This is a genomic window from Kribbella shirazensis (genome assembly GCF_011761605.1).
In the GTDB taxonomy this organism is placed as follows: Bacteria; Actinomycetota; Actinomycetes; order Propionibacteriales; family Kribbellaceae; genus Kribbella; species Kribbella shirazensis.
The window spans coordinates 7,411,635-7,432,530 of sequence record NZ_JAASRO010000001.1 but is presented as its reverse complement, the minus strand read 5'-3'; the positions used below and the strand labels follow the sequence as shown (position 1 = coordinate 7,432,530).

The window sequence follows — 20,896 nt, the reverse complement described above, 5'->3', positions numbered from 1 at the left end:
CTGTGGAAGGTTGACTCGAAGGATCACGCGATGACCGCGTCCTCGTCCACGACGAGTTCGGCGACCGCGCTACACCACTATCGGGGACTCAACTACAGACGGCGGGATCACTTTGCTGTGACCGCCTCCGGCCGGGTCCTTGATGTTCGGTTCCAGGTTCTGTCGGTGATGTGAGCGCGGTGGGCTTCGTGGCAGTCAGTTTGTGGATGCTGCTTCGGAGGTTGTTGTGGGTGCTCAGGATCTTGGGTTGTCGGTGGATGAGCGGCGGCGGATGCTGGAGGCAAATGCTGCTGCGGTTCAATACTTTCGGCGGGAGTTGCTTCGGGCAACGGGTGGGTGGCCGTTGAAGTATTTGAAGGCACATGGGGCGGAGTCGGTGTTGTCGGCGGCGTCGCCGTGGAAGGTGGGGTACGCGCCGCCGGCTTGGTCGAACCTGGTTGAGCATCTGCGGGGCCAGGGGTTCGGGTATGGGACGATGGCGCGGGCCGGCCTGATGGTCTGGAACGAGCACGGGCAGGCGGTTGATCGGCATCGGGACAAGTTGATGCTGGTGGCACGGGATCGCAGACTGGCCTCGGTCGGGTTCGTGGGTATCGGGCCTGATGGTGATGTGCGGTCGGCGAGTCCGGTGACGCCGATTCATCGGCCGTCCAACGTGCTGGTCGGTGTTGAGGAGCAGAAGGATCTGCTGCATCGTGGTGCGGTTCCGGTGATCGTTGATTCGCCGATGGATGCGATCGCGGTGTCGAATGCCGGTCTTCAGGCTGGTGGGTTGTGGGCCGGTATCCCGATGTGTGGTGGCGGATTGTCGACGGCGCAAGCGAAGACGCTGAAGGAGTTCAGCGCCAGCGTCGTCCCGTGGCAGACATCGTCCGGTCCGCGCTTACGCCCGGTTGTGGCCCGACGGAGTATTGCGAGTGCAACTGGCTGGCCGAAGGTTTGCTGGGGCCGCTGACCGTACGACGATCCTCCCGATCCGCGTCGTGCTGCCTCTGGTCAGAGCGTGCCTTCGACATTCGAAGCAGCGGTTTGGACGCGGAACCGACCGGAGCTGCTCTGAAGCTGATCACCTGGGCGGATAGTCATCCAGATCGACACTGGCCGCTTCGGAATCTCCTACTAGAACCGGTTCGATGTCCGTAGAACCTGCTGATAGACGGCCCGAGAGTTTCAGGTACTGCGTACGGCGGGCGGATTGCAGAGGGGCGGGAAGCGGACCCAAGATCGATTCTGAGCGGACGCTGTACCGCTCCCGGTACGCGGCGATGTCCCGTAGTAACACGCGTGAGCCGATCGTCTCTGGGGCGAGTTGACGGAGTAGCGCGCAGCACCAGGCAGGACTCTCGGCGGTGGCCTGCGCGGTTAGCCAGTCGGCGCGCTGCCGGATCTGCGACTCGAGCTCGCGGAGCGGTGCGATGAGACAGGGGTCGCTGATGTGGGTGGCTGGGGTGACGAGACCAACGACAAGCCCTGGGTTCCGGCCTGCGCGGCGCAAATATCGGGCGGTCAGGCGCTCCACTCTGCTGTGGATGACGGCGGCGAGGTCGTTGGCATTCGTCAGTGACGACTGATTGACGGCACGGTGGAGAAGGTCGGTGATGTTGAGACCGGTGCTTTCTGCGCGGCGGAGTTCGGCGATGAGTGGGCCGTAGGCGGGTGAGGCTTGGAGTGCGGCTTGGTCGGCTGGGTCGAGGCCGGAGGCGGCGATGGCGGGTTGGTAGCGGTGCTTGGCGTCGAGTTGGCAGAGGTGTTCGTGGATGGGGATGAGCCGGTCGAGGCGGGCGGCGTTGTCGAGTTCTTGGCGCATGACCTCGTGGGCGGATTGTTCGACGCCGGGGTCGTTGAGGACGGCTTCGAGGACGTCCTGCATGGTCTGCTCGGGATGGGGTTCATGGAGGTCTGACGTGCTCTGGTAGGTCGCCACGTAAGCCTGGTTCGAGGTGCGGCCGCGGGTCATGCCGACGTACATCAGCGCTCGGGTGAGGTGGTCGGTCACGAGGAGGTGGGCGGTGTCGACCGTGGTGCCTTGGGCTCGGTGGGCGGTGGTGGCGTAGGCGAGTTCGACGGATTCCTGCACGTAGGCGGCGGGGAGGGTGACGGTGTCGCCGGTCGGGTTTTGGACGGTGAGGGAGCCATCGGGCCAGCGGTGGATGACGGTCCAGTGGTCGCCGTTCTTCACGAACTGGTGGCTGCCGGTGCCGTGGTGGAGGCGGCGGTTGTTGAGCCGGGTGACGATGTGGTCGCCGAGGCCGACGTGGTTGCCGTTGTGGAGTTCGATGCCGTCGGGTTCGACTTCGCCGGTGGTGATGCGGTCGAGCCGAGCCCGGGCGTTAAGCCGCGCGACGGTGGCGTTGTCCGCGGCGATCAGGAGACTGGTTCGGCCATTGTTGGTATCGGTGAGCCAGGCCTTGTAGGCGGCGTCTTCCATCGCCTCTGACGAGCCTGCGGTGAGCCGGTCGTGGTCGTCGTAGGCGTCGATGGCGGTAAGGTCGCCGGCGCGGAGGGCTAGGCTTGCGTCGCGTTCCCAGGGGTTGCTGAAGCGCCACACGTCGGTGAGTTCGGCAGCCTCGGTGTCTCGGGCGATGAGGCGGAAGGCGCCGCCGGTGTCGGCCGCGGAGAGCTGTGCGTCGTCGCCGACGAGCAGCAGTTTGGCGCCGGCCGTGTTGGCGGCGCGGGCGAGCGTGGCGAGCTCCATGGTGCTAGTGCCTCATCAAGCAACGTTGGGTAGGTAATCCGGTCGGCGGATCTTGGAGTCGATGGCGAAGCGTGTCTTGGCTTGCGCTCGCTTGTTCTTCCAGCGGATGTAGCCGGCGATCGCGTTCTCCTGTGCGGTGTGGCTGGGGTAGTCGCTGCCGTCGAGGGTGAAGTACCGCAGGGCGGTGAACTCGCACTCGATCCAGTTCAGCCAGGACGCGTTGCTCGGCGTGAACACCAACTCGATCTGGTTGTCTGCGCACCAGGTGGCGACCTCGGTCTTCTTGTGCGGTGAGAAGTTGTCGCACACGACGTACAGCCTGCCGGCCGGGAACCGGGCGCGGAGTTGCTTGAGGAAGCCGAGGAACTCGGTGAAGCGTTTGCGGTCGCGGAACCGGTAGAACATCTGCCCGGTGGCCAGATCCAGCGCGGCGAACATGTGCCGGATTCCGCCGGTGCGGTTGAAGGTGGCCCGCAATCGAGCCGGGCGTCCGATGGGAAACCAGCCCCTGCCCGGGCGCGGCTGCAGGTTCAGCGGACCGAACTCGTCAACACAGATCACCCGGCCGTCGGCTGGCGGATGGTCGTACAGGTCCAGGACGCGGGCCATCTTTTGGGTGAAGTCCGGGTCCTTGCTGGCCTTCCAGGTCTTGGTCGCCTGCCACCTGACGCCTGCCGCGCGAAGGATCTGGCGAACCGACTCGGTGCTGATCCGGATGCTCTTGTGCTCAGCCAGGTACTCGACCAGCTTCGACAGGCTCCACGTGGTGAACGGGCGCGCCAGTTGCTGCGGTGGGGTCTTGGCGATCCGGCAGACCGTTTCACGAACCGGGGGACCGAACCTCGCCGGCCGGCCCCCGCTCCATTTTGGGTCCAGCGCCGCGAACCCCTGCTCGTTGAACGCGTGGATCACCTCCCGCGCATACTGCGGCTTCATCGCGAACATCTCCGCCGCATCTGCCGCACTCCTGCCCTGCGCCGACGCCAGAACGACCCCGGCCCGACGCAACCGGACCCGATCCTTCGTGGTTCGCGTGATCTTCACCAGACGCTGCGCTTCCTCCGGTTCGAGCTGGCGCACGAACACCTCAGGCTGTCGAGCCATGACCACCTCCGGCAGCCAGCCTTCAGACCAACCAGCGGACCGGTCAACCCGACACGGTTACAACCCCAACGTTTCTTGGAGAGGCACTAGCCATGGACGCCTCGTCGACGATGACGAGCTGGTTGGCACGGAAGTTCCATCGGTCGTGGTCTGCGTGCAGCGCTGCCAGCTGGGTTGTGAGACGTTGATGACGGCGTTTGCGTCGGTCACTGTGGGCGAGGTTGGCGGCGTACTCGGTCTGCTTGATCATGCCGCGGCGCTGTTCGGCGCCGAGGCCGGCGGATTCGTAGATCCATTTCGCGATGTTCTCGGTCGGCATGCCGATGGCGTCGGACAGGATGGTCGCGGCGGCCGAGGACGGTGCTAGCGCGATGACGGAGCCCTCGCCGTACGCGATCTCCCAGCTGGAGGTTAGCGCGGACAGCAGGCTGGTCTTGCCAGTTCCGGCGGGCCCGACCAGTGCCTCGAGCTTCTGGCCGCTGGTCGCGATCCGGTGAAGTGCGTGAACCTTGTCGGGGCTGAGTCCGGCGCTGTGCTGTGCCGGGATGGTCGGACCTGCCGGGTCTCGGGCGAGCTCGAGGAGGAGGGACTCGGCGCCGAGGATGACTGGTGAGGTGTAGATCTGGCCGTTGTGGATCGTGAAGACGCTCTCGCCGTCTGCTCGCGTCACGGGCGCTGAGACGAGGTCGGGTGCTTTGAGGCTGATCGAGTGCCGTTCGGCGCATTGGGCGATGGATTCGAGTACGGCGAACCGCTCACTGGACGAGACGATGCGCAGCATCCGGGTCTGGCGCGCGGCTTCGGCCAGGAGGTTCCAGCGGTTCCAGGTCGCGCGCTTGGTCTGGATGGTGAGTACGGTCGCTACGCCGTAGGCCTCGATGGTCTCAGGACTGAGGTCGGCGGCGGCCAGGGATCGGTCGCCGGAGTGATCGAGGGAACGCTGGATGGCGGCCAACGCCTCTGACCCGATGACCCGGTCGGCGCGGCTCCGCCACTCGGACATCATGGCTGCGAGCGGCCTGGACAGGTGCTTGGGTGGGCGGTTCATGAGGGTGGCTTGCTGCCGGAGGACGTACATTTCGCGGCGGCTCGGTGGATGGATCTGGTCGCCGCGCTCGTCGAGAAGTGCGGTCAGGTTGGCCTCGATCTGTTCGGTTCTCGCCGAGAACTCGTGGATCAGTTCGTCGGGGATCACGTCGATCTCGAACGCCGGATTTCGTCGGGTACCGCGTTCGCGCAGCTCCCAGTTCGTGCCGAGACGGCGGCTCAGGTTGTCGGCGAGGAGGACGTTGTGGATCTCCGACATGGCGACGATCGCGCGGTGCAGAGTCCGGCTGTCGAGCGTGCGCCACTCGCCGTCGAGGCCCTGAACGCGGTTGGCGACCACGACGTGGGTGTGGAGTTGGGGGTCGCCGCTGCGGGTGTCCCAGTGGTCGAACGCCGCGGCGATCAGGCCGCGTACGTCGAGCTGGACGACGCCTTGATCGCCGGTTCTGGTGAAGGCTGCGTGTTGCTCGAGCAGCTCCAGGACGTCGTGGATTGCCTCGTGGTGTGCGGCGACGATCTGCTCTTGAGTGCCTACATCGGTGGTCGCCCAGAGGGCTGAAATCGACTTGACGGGGGAGAAGGTGAGGTCGAATCCGGCGACCGCTTGTTGCGTCTTCCGACGCATCTCGCGCCTGCGGATCTGCTCGATCTCGGCCTCCCGTTCGGACTGGCGCAGGCCCGGGTCGAGCGCGCGGATCTGGTCCTCAATCAGTTCTGACGGGCTCTTGAAAGTGGGGTAGGGGCGACCGAGCGGATGACCGGTCATTGGGTCCTGAGCGCGGCCGAAGAGCGCCGCCATCTGCTCCTCGGTGACCTCGCTACCCGGGACGAGCTGGCCAGCGCCGAGCCCACTCAGACCGCTGCCCATCCATCGCCCGGCCGGGTATCCGGACGCGGTGTAGTACGCCGTCAACGACGTAGCCATACGGCGGTCGACATCGCCCGAGGCGATATGGCGCAACAGGTAGTTGTAGCTGTCCCCAGCGGTCAACCGATGGATGCTCAGCATGGCTGCACGTCGGTCAATGCGCGCCGCGTGCGATACCTTGGACGTTCCATGGCCGCTCAACGAAGCAGGCCTGCAAGGCTGGATCGGTCCCACGCAACCGGGCCGGACCGGCGGTGAGTCCTATTCGACTGTCGCCAATCGTCGGTGCTCAACGTTTGGCGTTGCTGCTTGGTGTCAGGTCTGCCGGACCTAGCAGACGCCGTACTCGCCGAACTCCGGGCCGTCGGGGTTGCGGCCGGAATCGGCGGCGTCCAGCATCGCCGTTTCGGTGCGGTGGGTCCGGAGCCGTGGGCGATCTTGAGGATCGTCGCGCGCTGGCAGCCAGCCCTTGCGGCCGAGCGCTCGTTTGCGTGCGACCTCGTCGTCGGCGTGGTCGAACAGGGCTTGCATCTCGTCCCGGGTGAACGCGCGACGTGCCGGCTCGGCCTGGCGCGCGGCCGCGTTGACCTCGTGAATCACCTGGATCCGGTGAGAGCCGAACCACTGTTCGGACTCGCGCACCCAGCCGTAGGCGGGGTCGGTCAGGTAGCTGCAGAAGCCGCGATTCGCGACCTAGTAGCTGCGCACGGTCGAGCGTGCGACATGCCGCACCGCGCGTTGGTCACTGAACCACTGATCGGCCAGATGCGCCGACCAGAGCCACGGAAGGCGTCCGCACAACCGGCGAGAGCGCGCAGATGATGCTCACGAGCCTGCACGGTCGAGTAGGCCAGTTTCCTCGCGAGCTGCTGGTTCGCGAAGCCCTCCAGCATCGCCTCGAACACCTGCGCTCAGGGCGAAACAGCCATACCCCATCGACCAAAATCAGGCCAGTTGCGGCCGGGATGCCGCCCGCGATCAACCACAGAACCACTCTCCACGCGCCCGCAACGGATGCGGGATCATCGCACCAGATACGAGCCGCTGTGAAGACCTCAGCCCAGCAAAGGATCGCGGTTCCCGACCAGCACGAAGTCCGATAACGTCACACCCGAACCGCGACGAACGAGTCCCCGCTGACCAGCAGGAACGTCAGAAACCCGCCACGTCTCACACCGTCGCCAGATCTCATCTAATCGTTTCGGCGACAGATGTTGGCGGAGGGGTCGTATTCAGGGCGGGGTGAGTTCGGGTCAGCGTGCGCGGTCGGCGATGTAGCCGGTCCAGTCGCGTGCGGCGAGCTTGGCCCAGTCGGCGGCGGTGCTGTCGGGGATGCCGAGAAGTTCTGCGAGTACTGGGGCGGGCATTTCGCCGGCGAGCTGGAAGAGTGCGGCTTTGCGTGACTCGTAGGGTTTGATGCCGATGGCCACGAGTTGGGCGCGGATGTTCTCGGTCTGGAGGTGGTGTCCTGGTTTTCCGCCGGGGAAGAGCCATTGGGTGCCGCGGGAGGCGTAGAGGCTTTGGCCCCTGTGGTGCAGGTGGTCTCGGATGATCTGGTCGACGACGGTGGGCATCTGGACTGGGATGGTGCTGAACGTGACGTCGACGCGGCCGTCGGTGTGCATGGTGACCTGGCTGGTGCGCATGGCAACGATGCGCGAGAGGGGCTGGGCAAACAGCAAGGTGAACAGGCCGCCGAGCCGGGTGTAGCTGCGCAGGGTCTGGTCGTGGAGCAGGCGTTCGACGTGCTGCCAGCGCTGTTCGTCGGAGATGTTGACTGTGGGTGGTCCGGCGGGGACGTAGGGGATGCGCAGGCGAGTGTTGATGCCGCTGCGGCGCAGCCAGGTGATGAAGGTGTATTCCGAGGCCAGGCTGATGGCGTGGCTGATTTGGTAGCGCTCGAGCTGTTCTTGGGTGACGGTGGCCGCGGTGGCGCCGTGCGCGTGGAGATAGGCGAGGAAGCGGATCGCTGCGGAGATGCGGTCGCGGGCGCTGTCGGTCATCGTCTTGGTGAGCTGTCCTTGGCGGGCCATGTTGCGGAGGTGGCGCAGCACGTGCCAGTGGGCGAAGCGTCGGACCAGGTCGGCGTGATCGGCGGGGAGCGGGCCGAGTTTCTGGTCGAGCCAGGGCGGGATCCGCTCGATCCGTGGCTCGTAGGCGGGCAGCACGCCGACCGAGGCGAGGAGCTCACGCAGGTAGTTGTGGGCGCGGTCGCAGGGCAGTGCGCGGAAGGTGCCGTGGCTGATCTCGAGCTCACCGCGGGCCATTTGGCCGAGCAGTCGGGGGCCGATGCCGGGTTGCTTGCGCAGCCACCAGATCCCGGTCTGAGGCCGTTCGGAGGTGACCAGTTCGTTGAACACCGGCCGCAGCCGGGTGTGGATCTGGCCGGTGCCGGGGTCGGTCAGGAGTTCGGTGAGCCGTTCGCGCAGGAAGCAGCGCGCGCAGCGGGTGGCGCCATATGGATGGTCTTCTTGACCGCACTCGTGACAGGCGAAGACCGACTCGGCGCCGGCGCAGGACGCGCAGACAATCCTTTCGTCGCCGCGGTCGTCTGCACGGTCTGTGGATTTGGTGGATCGGTAGGCGAGTGGGCGGGTCGTGCCGCAGCCTGGGCAGGGTTGGGGGTGGTAGTGGCGCCGCCGGCGACAGGCCTTGCAGATCCAGGCGTGTGGCAGCCGGGTGTGGATGCTAGGGCTGCCGCAGTCGAAGCACGAAGGCTCACTCATCTGCTGCTCGTCTGCTGTTCGTTTGCTGGCTCGTTATCGGTCGCCGGGCCGGCGGACGCGTGCACGGATCGGCCGCAGGTCACCGATTCCAGGCCCTCCATCAGGTCCGGTCTGGCCGACCGCGGGTGCCTGACGGATCTGTTCCTGACGCACCTCAAGCAGATCGTTGGGCGTGCAGTCCAAGATGTCACACAGCGCCGCGAGCAGGTCCACGTTGATCCGTTGCGGGGTCTTGGTGACGACCCGATGCACCATCTGCCGGGAGAGTTCGACACCTCGCTGATGCAGCGGCTCCAGCAGGTCGGTCGTGGCGAACATGCCGTTCTCGGCCATCACCTGACGCAGATTCCACCGAATCACCATCCTCACGCCCTCGCTCATCGTCATCCTTCCTCCCGGCCCTCGGTGTCGTCCTGGCTAGTGGTGTGCGCGTCGTTGCTGGTGTTTGTTCCGTAGACCCGCTGGAGCGCGGCCTGCAGGGTCTTGGTTTTGAAGTCGTTGGACACCGAGGTGTAGATCGCCGTGGTCGAGGCGTAGGAGTGGCCGACCTGTTCGGTGACGAACCGCTCGGGGTAGCCGAACTCGATCAGGTGAGTCACGTAGGAATGCCGCAGGCAGTGCAACGTCAGGTCGGCCGGAAGCCCTGCCTGGGCGCGCAGGAACGCGAACCTTTTGTCGATCGTCTTGGCCGACACCCGCTGGTTGCGTTCGGTCAACCACAGCTCCTGGCGTGGCCCGGGGCGCAGTAGCGGGCGGGCCTGGTCGACCCATTGCCGCAGCCCGTCGATCGCCCAGTCGAACTCCGGGACCGCCAGCACCGTGCGTCGCTGGGGTGCGCTGCCGCGGCTGGACTTGGCATAGCGGACATGCACCGCACCGAAGGTTCCCCACTGCGGCATCCGCGGGTTCGGGCGCAGGTCGGCGACGTCGAGGAAGCACAACTCGCGTCGCCGCAGCCCGAACGCGTAGGCGGTCTTGACCATCTGCGCGTCCCTCATCGCCGCCAACGCACCCTTGCGGCCCGACCCGGCGACGACCTCGACCCGGGAGTCGAGGAAGTCGAACAGCGTCTGCAACTCGTCATAGGTGAACGGCCGGCGTTCGGGTCTGCCCTCGTAGTCGACCAGGTGCGCGGCGGTGTTGTAGTCGTGGCAAACCTGCGACGGGATGGCCCCGAACCGCTCCTCGCACTGCCCGACCCAGCCGTAACGGCCGTCCAGCAGGTAGTCGCAAAACAGCCGCAACGTCAGGTGATAACCGCGGATCGTCGACGGCGCCAACCGATCATCACCCGCCATCAGACTGGCCGTGAAATCCTCCACATCACCGGCCGTCCAATCCCACGGATGCGACCCGGCGAACTCGCCGAACCGCCGCACCAGCGACAGCCTCGGCTCGATCGTGGCATCGGCCAGCAACCGCGACTTCTGCTGCCTGGCCCACCCCGACAACATCGCCTCGAACACCGCCGACGGCTCGTCCAGATGCACCACACCAGGCGCCAGCACCAGATGGGCAGAGCCCGGAACACTCACACAGACACCCCAAAGGCCGTCAACTTAGATGCGACAATGACAACCGGAAGTTACCAGTCCCGGACGTCCAACCCCACCACCAGCGCAGTCCCGGCGCGCCACGAAACCCCGGCAAAGCACTCGCCCCGTGCACTACCGGAATCGGTCAATTCTGAGTTGATTCGCGGCCTTCACGCCTCAAGTGCCAGATGTGTGCCCGTGGTCGCCCCGCTCGGCTCGGCGGGAAAGTCGTGAGCGGGCTCCGGCGAGGATCAGGTTCGGGTGGAGCCGGATAATCGATGACGGGTTGGCGTACCGATCGCCGGCCATCTGACGGGCTGATCGAATGTCCTGGATCAGGAGGTCAAGGACGGAGGCCCTGGACGAGTTCGTCGCGCCTCGGTTGCTGGGGTACTACGGCGCCGGAGTTAGGTAGCGGCCGTCAAAGGATGTCCCGTCGCGGGCGGTGAAGCGCAGGCCTACGACGGCTCCGTCCTCGACCATCCATCGGAGGTCGTAGGCGCTGCGGTAGCTGGGTGGCCAGAACGATCCGAAGCGGCCGTCTTCGTCGATGTACCAGCGGCCGCGGGTGGGACGTCCGTTATCGACGTATGTCGTTCCGCCGTCGGCGTCGAAGATCTGTGTAGCGCCGTCGGCGTAGACGAGTTCGCCGGCCGTCAGCGCCCGGGGCACCAGGTCGGGTGTGACCAAGGCCTCGTCGGCGACGGCGATGTCCTCCAGCCCGTGCATGATCGCCTCACGCGTTCCTGATGGCGGAGACCTCGATCTCGAGCGTGATCTTCTCGGACACGAGGACGCCGCCGCCCTCGAGGGCTGCGTTCCAGGTCACGCCGAAGTCCTTGCGGTTGATGACCGCTGTCCCTTCCAGGCCGACTCGTCGGTTGCCGTATGGGTCTACGGCTGTGCCGACGTACTCGAAGGTGATGCTGACCGGCCTGGTGACACCGCGGACCGTCAGATCACCGAGCATGCGGAAGGTGCTGTCGCCGATCTGCTCGACGGCGGTCGATGTGAAGGTGATCTCGGGGTGCTCGTTCATGTCCAGGAAGTCGTTGCTGCGCAGGTGGTCGTCGCGCTGGCTGTTGCGGGTGTCGATGCTCTTGGCTTGGATCGTGACTCGCGCCGAGGAGTTGGCGGGGTTCTCCCCGTCGATGTGGGCCGAGCCCTCCCATTCGTTGAAGGCCCCTCGCACCTTCGTCACCATCGCGTGCCTGGCAACGAACCCGACCCGGCTGTGGGCGGTGTCGATGGTGTACTCGCCGGTGAGTTCTGCTGTTGCGGTCGCCATGATGCTCTCCTCCTTGTAACTGACTGAGCTTCAGCGTGCCGTGTCGTTCCGGATGATCGCGCCCCGGAAAGGTACTGGCCCGGCCACTGGGAGCTCGCCAGGTTGTGCGCCAGGGGCGGAGCCAGGGTGCCTTACTGGTTCGCAGCGAGGATGCCGGCAGCAATGGTGGCCCTACTGCCGATCGAGAGTGAGGTCACGATGAAGTCCACGAGTGCAGATCCGCCGCCGATGGCTGCGACGGTTGGCGGTGAGGCAAGGCTGTCCGGTTCCGGACTGCCTATCGCGTTGTTCTCGATCCCGCTGGGTCTTGCCGGGCTGGGCGGGGTGTGGGAAGCCGCCGTCCGGCATCTGAACGTGTCTTCCGCTCCTGCGGATCTGGCGTACGCGGCCTCCGCCGTCATCTGGGCGATATTCACAGGCATGTACGTGGTCGGCGCGATTCGCCGCGACTCGGGCGGCTTCAAGGTAGATCTGCGTCATCCGCTGTTCGGTCCGCTGACCGCGTACGTCCCGGTGATCGCGATCCTGTTGATAGCGCACTACGCTCCCAGTCTGGGCGAGGCTGCGCGGTGGCTGACGTACGTCGCCGTCGCCGCGCTGGCAATCAACGCCGCCGCGCTGGTGGCGCATTGGCTGAGTGCACCGCTGGAGCAGGACGCGATGCATCCGGGCTACTTCCTGCCGGTGGTGGCGGGCCCGTTCATTGCCAGCATCGGCCTGGCCGCTGTGGGCGGCCGCTCTGCGGCGATCGCGGTGTTCGGTGTCGGAACGTACTTCTGGCTGCTTCTGGGCGCTGTCATCACCAGCCGGCTGTTCTTCGGCACGCCGCTGCCGCAGCCGTTCAAGCCGGTGCTGTCGATCCTGCTGTCGCCTCCCGGAACTGCCAGCTTGGCATGGTTCATGATCACCGAGGGCGAGGTCGACCATCTGCAGGGGGCCATCGGCGGTGTCACGTTGTTCACTCTGCTGGTACAGCTCTTCTTCCTGCCCGACTATCTGCGCCTCCCCTTCAGCTCGCAGCACTGGGTCTTCACCTTCCCGCTCGCGGTGCTCGGGAACGTCGGGGTTCGCTGGAGCGCTGGTCTCCGGTTCGATGGCTGGGAAGCTATTGCGTGGGTAGTCCTCGCGCTCTCCACGGCCTCGATTCTTGCCATCCTTGGCGGCACACTGCGTGACTTCCTTCGAGGGCTCGTGAGTCGGCGATCTGGCGGAGTTGGCCGCGAGCGTCGCTGACAGGCGGTCACGGCGTGGGCGACTTGTCCTCGGTGGGAATGGAGGGTTCGCCGCCGGTGACGAAGGCGTCGCGCGGCCGTTGGACAGCGGCGAGCGAGATGATGTCGCGGCCGAACAGAGCGGCGGTGAGCCAGACCGAGAGGACCCGGAGCTTGCGCTCCCAGCTCGGCACTGCCAGGACGTGGTAACCCCGGTGCATCAGCCAAGCCGGAAACCCGGTGATGACAAGGCGCCGGTACTGGAAGATGCCGCGGCCGAGGCCAAGGGTCGCGACGGCGCCCAGGCTGCGGTGAAGGTACTTCTTCGGCCGTTTGCCTTTCAGATCCAGGGAAATGTTGCGCGCGAGTAGCTTGCCCTGGCGATAAGCGTGCTGAGCGTTGGGTACGGCGAGCGCCCCCGGCACAGGCGACGCGAGGTCAGGTACCGCCGCGTCGTCGCCGGCCGCCCAGGCGTCGGGCATGGGGTTCTCCTCGGTGCCGATGCGCAGATCGGGTCGCACCACGACCAGGCCGCGGTGGTCGACGGGGAGATCGGTGTGCCGGCCGATGACCGGATTGACCCCGTTGCCGGTGGCCCACACGATCAGCTCGGAATCGAATTCCTCCCCGGTGGACAGGACGACGTGGCCGTCGACCGTTGAGGTCACCTGCGTGTTCAGATGGACATGGGCACCGCGGCGCTCCAGCGAGCGCACCACCCACCGTCCCGGACCGTCGGTGACTTCCGGCAGTATCCGGCCGGTCGCCTCGACGAGATGGAACTGCAACTCCTCGCGGTTGATCTCCGGGTAGCGTTTCAGCAGCGCGGTCGCGAGTGACAGCAGTTCACCGAAGCCCTCGACGCCGGTGAATCCGCCGCCGACGAAGGTGACCGTGAGCAGCTTGCGGCGGCGTGGGCCGGGCGCCAGCCCGGCGGCAAGGTCGAACGCGGTGAAGAGCTGGTCCCGGATCGCGACGGCTTCTTCGACGTTCTTCAGGCCGATTGCCTGCTCGGCGATGCCGGGTACGGCGAACTTCCTGGTGACGGCCCCCGCAGTGACGACGATGACGTCGTAGCTGAGCTCGAAGCGGTGCCCGTCGTTGTGCCTGACCGTGACCACACGATGTGCGTGGTCGATCGCGGTGACCATACCGGCGACCAGTCGAGTGCGGCGCAGATGACGTCGATGTGAGACTGCTGCGTGCCGTGCTTCGATGGAACCGGCCACGACTTCGGGGAGGAACGGCTGATAGGTCATGTACGGCCGACGGTCGACGAGAGTCACCTCGGCGTCGCCTGATCGGAGCTTCTTCTCGAGTTTCCAGGCTGTGTAGAAGCCGGCGTAGCCGCCGCCGACGATGAGGATCCTAGGCATGCTGTACTCCTTGTGGTGCTGTCGGAGCACGGTGAGCCAGCGCCGCCCGCAGCCGTGCATGTCCGCGGTGCAGCCGGCTGCCCACGGTGCCACGTTTGATGTCGAGAACGGTCGCGATCTCCGCGTTGCTCAGACCGTCGATGTCGCGAAGCAGCACGGCGACGCGGTACTGGGAAGGCAGGTCCGCCAGGGCGGCACGGATGTCGTTGTCGACGACGCGTTCCGCGAGCAGTTCGTCCGGCCCTCGCTGACGGGTTGTGTGTAGGTCGACGACATCCTCACCGAGCTGGTGCAGTTGGACTTGCCGGTTGCGGCGTACCTGGGAGCGGAACAGGTTCACTGTGATCCGGTACAGCCAGCCGTCGAAGTTCTGAGGTGTGTACGTCGCGATGTTGTGGAAGACCTGGACGAAAACATCTTGTGTGAGGTCCCAGGCGTCGTGACGATTGTGGGTCAGGCCGCAGGAGATCCGGTATACCTGTGCCAAATGATCCCGCACCAGGTCGTCCCAGGGCGTGTTGGTATCCACCGGCGCATGCGGCGGGACGGTGCGCGAGCTGTTCATCGAGTGCCGCCAACAGGACTTGATCGGTGGGCCAGGAGCGGACCGCCTTGCGCGTGAACGAAGGTGACGGTGGCCGTGACGGTTTCGAGCAGCCGACGGATGGCGGATCTCGATCGCCACCTGGCAACCCGTGTCTCAGGCAGCGGGAGCACGACGAGCGCGGCAGCTTGTGATGCCTGTGTCAGGAGTGATCCGCGCGGACCGGTCAGGCGCTGTCGTTGCATGTCGATGTCAGCGAAGGCGTGAAGATGTGCCGCCAGTAGGTCGTCGACGTTGGTGCCGCTTCGTCGTGTGGTGCCGGGTGCGTCGACAAGCACCGTGATTCCGACGCCACGTTGGTGCGCCGCGTTGAAGGCAGTTCCGAGGACGGCCCATGCCGCGTTCGGAGCGAGGCATGAGGGCGCCACGGCGATGACCCGGCCGGCGGCGCGCCCGTTGCCTGGTGGCCCGGCGAAGCCGACTACCGCGACGGGGCGCGGGGACCGGGCGGTGACCTGCACGGTCAGCGACCTGCTCCAACGGTGGGACTGCCGGCAGATCGCTTCTCGCCCGAGTACGACGAGGTCGGCATTGTCGGCTTCGAGCGCGATCGTGCGGGCGGGGTCGCCGGTGGTGATCCGTGTGGCGATCGACAGGTGCGGTGCGACCCGACGGGCGTGCTCTGCGGCCTTGTCGACGAAGAGCCGCGCGGCGTCGTACGCGCCGGCGTCGCCCGGCCCGACGGAGTCTGGGCCGAACGGGTCCGAGGGGATCACGTGCAGGAGGTGGAGGGGTGCGTGCCGGGCCGAGGCCTCGGCGGCAGCCCAGGCGACGGCGTCGAGTCCGTGCGCTGGGCCGCCGACGGCAGCGAGAACGGCGGCCGGCGTTCGGTGCGCTTCGCGGCGCGAGGTTTCGCGGTGATGCATGGGTGGCTCCCTTGGGACGAGGGCACAGGGTTACCCGGCAGCTGTCAGATACGGGGCCAGGAAGGCACGCAGCAGCTCGAGCATCTGCGCGGGGGCCTGCTCGGCGACCCAATGTCCGGCGCCGGCGATGACTGCCGCCTGTACGTCGCTCGCGGCGGGCGTCATGCCCGCGGCGGCAGCCGGACCCCAGCTGTTCGCACCGCCGATCCCCAGCACGGGGAGCGTGAGGGGCACCTTCTGCCGCTCCATGTTCTGCGCGAGGATCGCGTCCCAGGCGCGGTAGAGACCGAAGCTGGCGCGCAGGGTGCTCCGGTCCCGGTTGTACAGGCTGACGTAGTACTCGATGGCATGGTCGGGCAGTGTGGCCCCGCCGCCCTGGATGGCGAACTCGTAGCGGTAGAAGGCGTCGGCGTTGCTGCGCACCATGTCCACGATCAGTTCGTCGTCGACACGGTTGAACGGAATGTGCCAGAGCCTGTTGTTGAGGAACTCGGGAAGGAACAACGGCGGCGCGGGATGCTCGGGATCCTCGACTCCGGGCGGACCGGGGATCTCGGCCACGACCAGACGGCTGACCCGATCGCGGTGGTCGGCAGCCAGGGCGTAGCCGATGATGTAGCCGGTGTCGTGTCCGACGACGGCGAAGCGCTGGTGTCCGAGTGCGGTCATCAGAGCGGCCAGGTCGTCGGCCAACGTGGCCGTGTCGTAGCCGTAGGGCGCCTTCTCGGTCAGCCCGATCCCTCGCTGATCGGGGACGATGACGGTGAAGTCGCGGGCCAACGCCGGCATCAGGAACCGCCACGCGTACCAGTTCTCGGGCCAGCCGTGGATCAGCAGGAGCGGGGGACCGCCACCGCCGATGACTACGTGCTGACGAATGCCGTTGGCCTCGACGAAGCGGCTCGTGAAGGTTCTGGCGAAGCCGGCCGGGAGTCTCGGAGCCGTGGATACCGAGCCGATATTGCCTCGCAAGCGTTGGGGCGCTGCGGAGGCGGTGGGCGTCGCCAGCCCGCCGAGCAGTGAAACGCCGGTGGCCGCTGCTGCGGCGCCGACGAATCCCCGGCGGGTGAACGGAAGCCGGTCGGGGGGTGTCGACGGCAGGTCGCCGACGACCTGGTCGGGCCGGTCTGGGGGAGAGGTGCTCATCGCGGGAGTCCTTCGAACGGGACAGATTCGCTGCGATCTGTCGACCTCACCGAGACTGTCCGTCCGTGGTGTCCGGTGCACCAGTGGCGTTCCCTGGTCCTCTCCCTGGTCTGCAGCGGCCCGTGTTCGGCCCGCCAAGTGAGTGGTGGGACGGGCTGATGACATCGAGTAGGGACCAGGGTCGCGACCAGGGCTTGACCCGGGTGCCTGCACGGCCGATGGGCAGAGATCGTGAGAGCGATCGACCCTGTCCGCCCATGACAAGATCTGGAGGATCCCGCGATGACCGTCTTCTCGCCTGGCTTCAGCGGCCGCCCTGACCGCGGCGCCGGGAAGTCCGGCATACCGCCCGGTCAGTACGTCACGCGTGAGTTTCCGGTGCTCTCGGCGGGACCGACGCCGCTGATATCGCTCGACGCGTGGCGCCTGGAGCTCAAAGGCGACCGCGGGTTCGCCCGGAGTTGGACATGGGACGAGTTCCGCGCACTCGACGCTGAGGAGGTCACGGCCGACCTGCATTGCGTGACCAGATGGAGCAAGCTCGGCACCAGATGGACCGGTTTACCCGTCGAGGCGTTACTGGCCGAGATGGAGGTGGACAGCGAGTTCGTGATCGCTTCGTCGTACGGCGGATACACGACCAATCTGCCACTCGTCGACCTACTCGATGGCAAGGCGTGGGTGGTGTTCGAGTACGAGGGCAGGGCGATCGAGCCCGAGCATGGCGGTCCTGCCCGCCTGCTCGTCCCACATCTGTACCTGTGGAAGAGCGCCAAGTGGCTGCGGGGCCTTCGGCTGCAGGCACGGGACGAACCAGGGTTCTGGGAGGCGTTGGGCTACCACAATTACGGCGATCCGTGGCGGGAGCAAAGACATTGGCGCGACTGACCTGGCAGCGCGCGACCGTGGTCGGTGTGCTGGACGAAACCGCGACCGCACGCACCCTGACTCTGGAGATCGATGCTTGGAGTGCGCACCGGCCGGGGCAGCACGTCGACGTACGCCTGACCGCCTCCGACGGCTACACCGCTGTTCGTCCGTACTCGATTGCCACACCGCCGAACGGCTCACGGATCGACCTGACCGTGGGCCTGGCCGACAACGGGGAGGTTTCGAGCTACCTGGTGGCCGGGGCCGGGATCGGCACCGAACTGGAGGTGAGGGGACCTCTAGGTGGATGGTTCATCTGGGACCGGGACGATCCGGCACCAGTTCAGCTCGTCGGTGCAGGTGTCGGCGTCGCACCGCTGATGGCGGTGCTCCGTGCACACGACAGCGTGACCGGGCGCGGCCCGATGCGGCTGCTGTACTCGTCCCGCAGCCCCGAGACGCTGCTATATGCAACCGAGCTGGCCGGTCGGACCCGCAGTCAGAACCCGACTTCGGCGGTGACTGTCCTGTACACCCGCGCCGCGCCTGGCGCCGATCCGCGGCCCCCGGGCAGGATCACGACCGCCGACATCGTCGCGCACGGCCTGCCACCGGTAGCTGGAACCCGCTGCTACGTGTGTGGTTCGACTGGCTTCGTCGAGGCCGCCATCGAGCTGGTCATCGAAGCGGGGTTCGCCGCCGACAACATCAGGGCCGAGCGCTTCGGCTAGCAATGCGACCGGAACACGAGGAAGGAGACACCCATGCGAGTCTTCGTCGCAGGGGGAACAGGGGTGATCGGTAGGCCGTTGGTGCAGGCGCTGGTCGACCGCGGGCACACGGTCACGGTCAGCTCCCGTCGCCGGGACAACTTTCGATTTGTGGAAGAGCTCGGGGCATCGCCGGTCATGATGCACGGCCTGGACGGGGCGGAGGTGCTTCGGGTGATCGTCGATGCCCGGCCACAGGTGATCGTCAACCTCATGACTGCGCTCTCGGGGCCATCTCGTGACTACGGAACCTGGCTGGCGTTGACCAATCGGCTGCGGCGCGAAGGCACGAAAGCGCTGATGGACGCGGCGATCGCGGCCGGCAGCCTGAGAGTGGTCGCGCAGAGCGCCAGCTTCATGGCCCAGCCCGGCGGCCCGCCGGACGAGTCGGCACCGCCGTACCTCGATGGCCCGGGTCCGATCGGAAGCCATGTGCAGGCCAACATCGAGGCCGAGAAGATGGTGCTGGACACTCCGGAGATCGAGGGTGTTGTACTGCGCTACGGGTTCTTGTACGGCGACGGGACGGCGATCGGACCTGGCGGAGAGCTCGCCACCGCGGTAAAGGCGGGCGAGATGCCCATCGTCGGCGACGGCGCCGGCCGGTACCCGTTCGTCCATCTTCACGACGCGGCATCGGTGACGGTGCAGGCAGTCGAGGCGGGAAGCCCCGGCGTCTACAACATCGTGGACGACGAACCCGCCCCGCAGGCCGAGTGGCTGCCGTACCTGGCAAGGATCCTGCAGGCCCCGCCACCGCAGCGCGTCTCCGAGGACGAGGCGGAGAAGTCGATCGGTGTCCAAGCCGTCTACTACGGCAATCGGCTCCCGGCGGCGAGCAACGCCAAGGCGAAGTCGGGCCTGGGCTTCGCCCCGGCGTATCCCTCGTGGCGGGACGGGTTTCGCGAGGTCTTCGGCTGACCCATCACAGTCACGCGCGGCGCGACAACGAACACCTGGAGGACGCAATGACAGATTTGACAATGGCGCGACAATACGTCGGCGGGCGGCTGGTCGGTTCCGCCAAGGAGGGGAAGTCCGTCAGCCCGGCCGACGGCTCGGTCCTCGGTACGTACGCCGATGCTGATGAAGAGCAGGGAGCCGAGGCGATCATCGCTGCCCGACGAGCGTTCGAAGAAGGCGATTGGGCTCGGGACCGCCGGCTACGCCACAGGGTCCTCACCGAGCTCGCCGATGCGGTCGAGGGTCATCGCGACGAGCTGGTGCTGATGCTCGCCCGTGAGAACGGGAAGATCCTGAAAGACGCCGCGTTCGAGATCGGCCTCTCCGCCCCGAAGTTCCACTACTACGCCGCGCTCGCGCTGAGCCAGGGTGGGCGCGCCTCGGAGGTGTCTCCTGGACTTCACATGAGTTCGGTCCCCGAACCCATCGGAGTGGCCGGCATCATCACGCCATGGAACTCCCCGGTGATCTTGCTGGTGCGATCGCTCGCTCCCGCGCTGGCGGCAGGCTGCACCGCGGTCGTGAAGCTACCTGCGCAGACCGGCATGGTGAACGGGTTGTTCCACAACCTCCTCAGCGAGATCCCGAGCCTGCCCGCAGGCGTGGTGTCGTCGCTGACCGAGTCAGGCAACGACGTGGCACGGCTGTTGGTCTCGTCGCCGGAGGTCGATGTACTGAGCTACACCGGCAGTACGCTCGTCGGTCGGCAGATCATGGCCAACGCGGCGCCGCACCTGAAGCGGCTGTCGCTCGAGTTGGGCGGCAAGACACCGATGATCGTCTTCGACGACGCCGACCTTGATGCGGCGGTGCCCGTGCTCACCGCGGCTATCACGACGTTCACCGGTCAGTTCTGCATGACCGGCAGCCGCATTCTGGTCCAGCGGGGCGTCGCCGACGAGTTGCGCGATCGGATGGTCGAGTCCCTGTCCGCGATTCGGGTCGGGCCGGGGGACGATCCTGAGAGCCAGATGGGGCCGATGATCGACGCGGCGAACGCTCTTCGAGTCGACCGAATCGTCGAGGAGGCCGGCCAGCAAGGCACCGTCCTCGTCCGGGGCGGCCAGCGGATGCCGGGCAGTGCCTACTACCACCCGTCACTCATCGCCGTGGACGACCCCGATCTCGACATCGTGCAGCGCGAAGTGTTCGGACCAGTAGCGACGTTCGAGACCTTCGGTTCTGAGGACGACGCGATCCGGCTGGCGAACTGCACCGAGTACGGACTCGCCGCCTCGATCTGGACCCGCGACGCCGACCGGCCGCGGCGGGTCGGCCGCCGGCTCCACACGGGCACGGTCTGGACCAACACCTGGGCGGTGGTGGTGGACGAGTACGAGGAGGGCGGGTTCAAGCAGAGCGGGATCGGCCGTCTCAACGGCATCCGCGCTCTGGAGGAGTTCCAGGAGTTCAAGACCTACGCCCAGTTCACCGGCTGAACGCCAGGGTGCGAGCGAGCATCGCTCCGGGGCGTTCCGTTGCTCCGCCGGCCGGCGAGACACGGTGCTCCGCCGGCCGGCGTGAACCACAGGGACGACCCGCAATGATCAGGAATTCCGAGCACGAAGGAGAGTGCCATGCCCACGGATGAGTCCGTCCACGACGTCATCCGACGCCTCGTCGGCGAAGAACACCATCTGCGCGCGAACCGCGCCGGACCCATCCGTGAGCACACCGCACAGCTGGAGCGGCTGCGGGCGGTGGAGGTTGAACTCGACCAGTGCTGGGACCTGCTGCGGCAGCGGCGCGCGCTGCGGACCGCCGGAGCGGATCCCGACGCGGCTGCGGTTCGTCCCGCGAGCCAGGTTGAACGCTACCTCCAATGAG

Annotated in this window: 20 protein-coding genes; 7 read left to right on the top strand and 13 right to left on the bottom strand. The window is 66.6% G+C overall.

What is annotated here, in order from left to right; translation table 11 throughout:
- Nucleotides 1–202 precede the first annotated feature (202 nt).
- Nucleotides 203–955 carry a hypothetical protein gene (locus BJY22_RS35470; protein WP_337759741.1) on the top strand — a complete coding sequence of 251 codons (753 nt, stop codon included), beginning with the start codon at nucleotides 203–205 and terminating at the stop codon, nucleotides 953–955.
- 111 nt (nucleotides 956–1,066) lie between these two features.
- On the opposite strand, the gene BJY22_RS35465 is transcribed toward BJY22_RS35470, so the two are convergent.
- The 9 genes from BJY22_RS35465 to BJY22_RS35425 form a co-directional block, all read right to left on the bottom strand.
- Nucleotides 1,067–2,695, bottom strand: coding sequence for an AAA family ATPase (locus tag BJY22_RS35465; RefSeq protein WP_167215874.1), 1,629 nt, complete (start codon nucleotides 2,693–2,695; stop codon nucleotides 1,067–1,069).
- Between the two features lie 15 nt (nucleotides 2,696–2,710).
- Nucleotides 2,711–3,799, bottom strand: coding sequence for an IS630 family transposase (locus tag BJY22_RS35460; RefSeq protein WP_167204589.1), 1,089 nt, complete (start codon nucleotides 3,797–3,799; stop codon nucleotides 2,711–2,713).
- Nucleotides 3,800–3,842: 43 nt separating this feature from the next.
- Nucleotides 3,843–5,855, bottom strand: a complete 2,013-nt coding sequence (gene mobF, locus BJY22_RS35455; RefSeq protein WP_167215872.1) for a MobF family relaxase — start codon at nucleotides 5,853–5,855, stop codon at nucleotides 3,843–3,845.
- 189 nt (nucleotides 5,856–6,044) lie between these two features.
- Nucleotides 6,045–6,356: a hypothetical protein gene (locus BJY22_RS35450; RefSeq protein ID WP_167215870.1), complete on the bottom strand. Its 312-nt coding sequence runs from the start codon at nucleotides 6,354–6,356 to the stop codon at nucleotides 6,045–6,047.
- A 611-nt stretch (nucleotides 6,357–6,967) separates the two neighbouring features.
- Complete coding sequence (locus BJY22_RS35445) at nucleotides 6,968–8,440, bottom strand: hypothetical protein (protein ID WP_202891411.1); 1,473 nt, start codon at nucleotides 8,438–8,440, stop codon at nucleotides 6,968–6,970.
- A 33-nt stretch (nucleotides 8,441–8,473) separates the two neighbouring features.
- Nucleotides 8,474–8,803, bottom strand: coding sequence for a helix-turn-helix domain-containing protein (locus BJY22_RS35440; protein WP_272955057.1), 330 nt, complete (start codon nucleotides 8,801–8,803; stop codon nucleotides 8,474–8,476).
- Between the two features lie 20 nt (nucleotides 8,804–8,823).
- The gene (locus BJY22_RS35435) at nucleotides 8,824–9,975 is read right to left on the bottom strand and encodes a tyrosine-type recombinase/integrase (protein ID WP_202891409.1); all 1,152 of its coding nucleotides are present in this window, start codon (nucleotides 9,973–9,975) and stop codon (nucleotides 8,824–8,826) included.
- 393 nt (nucleotides 9,976–10,368) lie between these two features.
- Nucleotides 10,369–10,704, bottom strand: a complete 336-nt coding sequence (locus BJY22_RS35430) for a hypothetical protein (RefSeq protein WP_167215866.1) — start codon at nucleotides 10,702–10,704, stop codon at nucleotides 10,369–10,371.
- Nucleotides 10,705–10,711: 7 nt separating this feature from the next.
- The gene (locus BJY22_RS35425; RefSeq protein ID WP_167215864.1) at nucleotides 10,712–11,263 is read right to left on the bottom strand and encodes a YceI family protein; all 552 of its coding nucleotides are present in this window, start codon (nucleotides 11,261–11,263) and stop codon (nucleotides 10,712–10,714) included.
- Between the two features lie 162 nt (nucleotides 11,264–11,425).
- On the opposite strand from BJY22_RS35425, the gene BJY22_RS35420 reads away from it, so the two are divergent.
- Nucleotides 11,426–12,496: an SLAC1 family transporter gene (locus BJY22_RS35420; RefSeq protein ID WP_167215861.1), complete on the top strand. Its 1,071-nt coding sequence runs from the start codon at nucleotides 11,426–11,428 to the stop codon at nucleotides 12,494–12,496.
- Between the two features lie 7 nt (nucleotides 12,497–12,503).
- On the opposite strand, the gene BJY22_RS35415 is transcribed toward BJY22_RS35420, so the two are convergent.
- From BJY22_RS35415 to BJY22_RS35400, 4 genes are read right to left on the bottom strand one after another with little or no spacing between them, the layout of a single operon-like run.
- Complete coding sequence (locus BJY22_RS35415) at nucleotides 12,504–13,850, bottom strand: NAD(P)/FAD-dependent oxidoreductase (RefSeq protein ID WP_167215859.1); 1,347 nt, start codon at nucleotides 13,848–13,850, stop codon at nucleotides 12,504–12,506.
- Nucleotides 13,843–14,415 carry a sigma-70 family RNA polymerase sigma factor gene (locus BJY22_RS35410; RefSeq protein ID WP_167215857.1) on the bottom strand — a complete coding sequence of 191 codons (573 nt, stop codon included), beginning with the start codon at nucleotides 14,413–14,415 and terminating at the stop codon, nucleotides 13,843–13,845. The genes BJY22_RS35415 and BJY22_RS35410 overlap by 8 nt, the downstream gene beginning before the upstream one ends.
- Nucleotides 14,412–15,320 (bottom strand): universal stress protein, encoded by a 909-nt coding sequence (locus BJY22_RS35405; RefSeq protein ID WP_167215855.1) that lies wholly within the window; start codon nucleotides 15,318–15,320, stop codon nucleotides 14,412–14,414. The genes BJY22_RS35410 and BJY22_RS35405 overlap by 4 nt, the downstream gene beginning before the upstream one ends.
- Before the next feature lie 30 nt (nucleotides 15,321–15,350).
- Nucleotides 15,351–16,466: an alpha/beta fold hydrolase gene (locus BJY22_RS35400; protein ID WP_167215853.1), complete on the bottom strand. Its 1,116-nt coding sequence runs from the start codon at nucleotides 16,464–16,466 to the stop codon at nucleotides 15,351–15,353.
- A 282-nt stretch (nucleotides 16,467–16,748) separates the two neighbouring features.
- Between BJY22_RS35400 and BJY22_RS35395 the strand changes: the two genes are divergently transcribed.
- The 5 genes from BJY22_RS35395 to BJY22_RS35375 all read left to right on the top strand — a co-directional run bounded on the left by BJY22_RS35395 (nucleotide 16,749) and on the right by BJY22_RS35375 (nucleotide 20,895).
- On the top strand, nucleotides 16,749–17,354 hold the full coding sequence (locus tag BJY22_RS35395; RefSeq protein ID WP_167215851.1) for a molybdopterin-dependent oxidoreductase: 606 nt from the start codon (nucleotides 16,749–16,751) through the stop codon (nucleotides 17,352–17,354).
- On the top strand, nucleotides 17,342–18,067 hold the full coding sequence (locus tag BJY22_RS35390; protein WP_238350553.1) for an FAD-binding oxidoreductase: 726 nt from the start codon (nucleotides 17,342–17,344) through the stop codon (nucleotides 18,065–18,067). Before BJY22_RS35395 ends, BJY22_RS35390 begins: the two co-directional genes overlap by 13 nt.
- 33 nt (nucleotides 18,068–18,100) lie before the next feature.
- The gene (locus BJY22_RS35385) at nucleotides 18,101–19,027 is read left to right on the top strand and encodes an NAD-dependent epimerase/dehydratase family protein (RefSeq protein ID WP_167215847.1); all 927 of its coding nucleotides are present in this window, start codon (nucleotides 18,101–18,103) and stop codon (nucleotides 19,025–19,027) included.
- 47 nt (nucleotides 19,028–19,074) lie between these two features.
- On the top strand, nucleotides 19,075–20,508 hold the full coding sequence (locus tag BJY22_RS35380) for an aldehyde dehydrogenase family protein (protein WP_202891408.1): 1,434 nt from the start codon (nucleotides 19,075–19,077) through the stop codon (nucleotides 20,506–20,508).
- Between the two features lie 138 nt (nucleotides 20,509–20,646).
- The gene (locus BJY22_RS35375; protein WP_167215845.1) at nucleotides 20,647–20,895 is read left to right on the top strand and encodes a DUF2630 family protein; all 249 of its coding nucleotides are present in this window, start codon (nucleotides 20,647–20,649) and stop codon (nucleotides 20,893–20,895) included.
- Nucleotide 20,896: the final 1 nt, after the last annotated feature.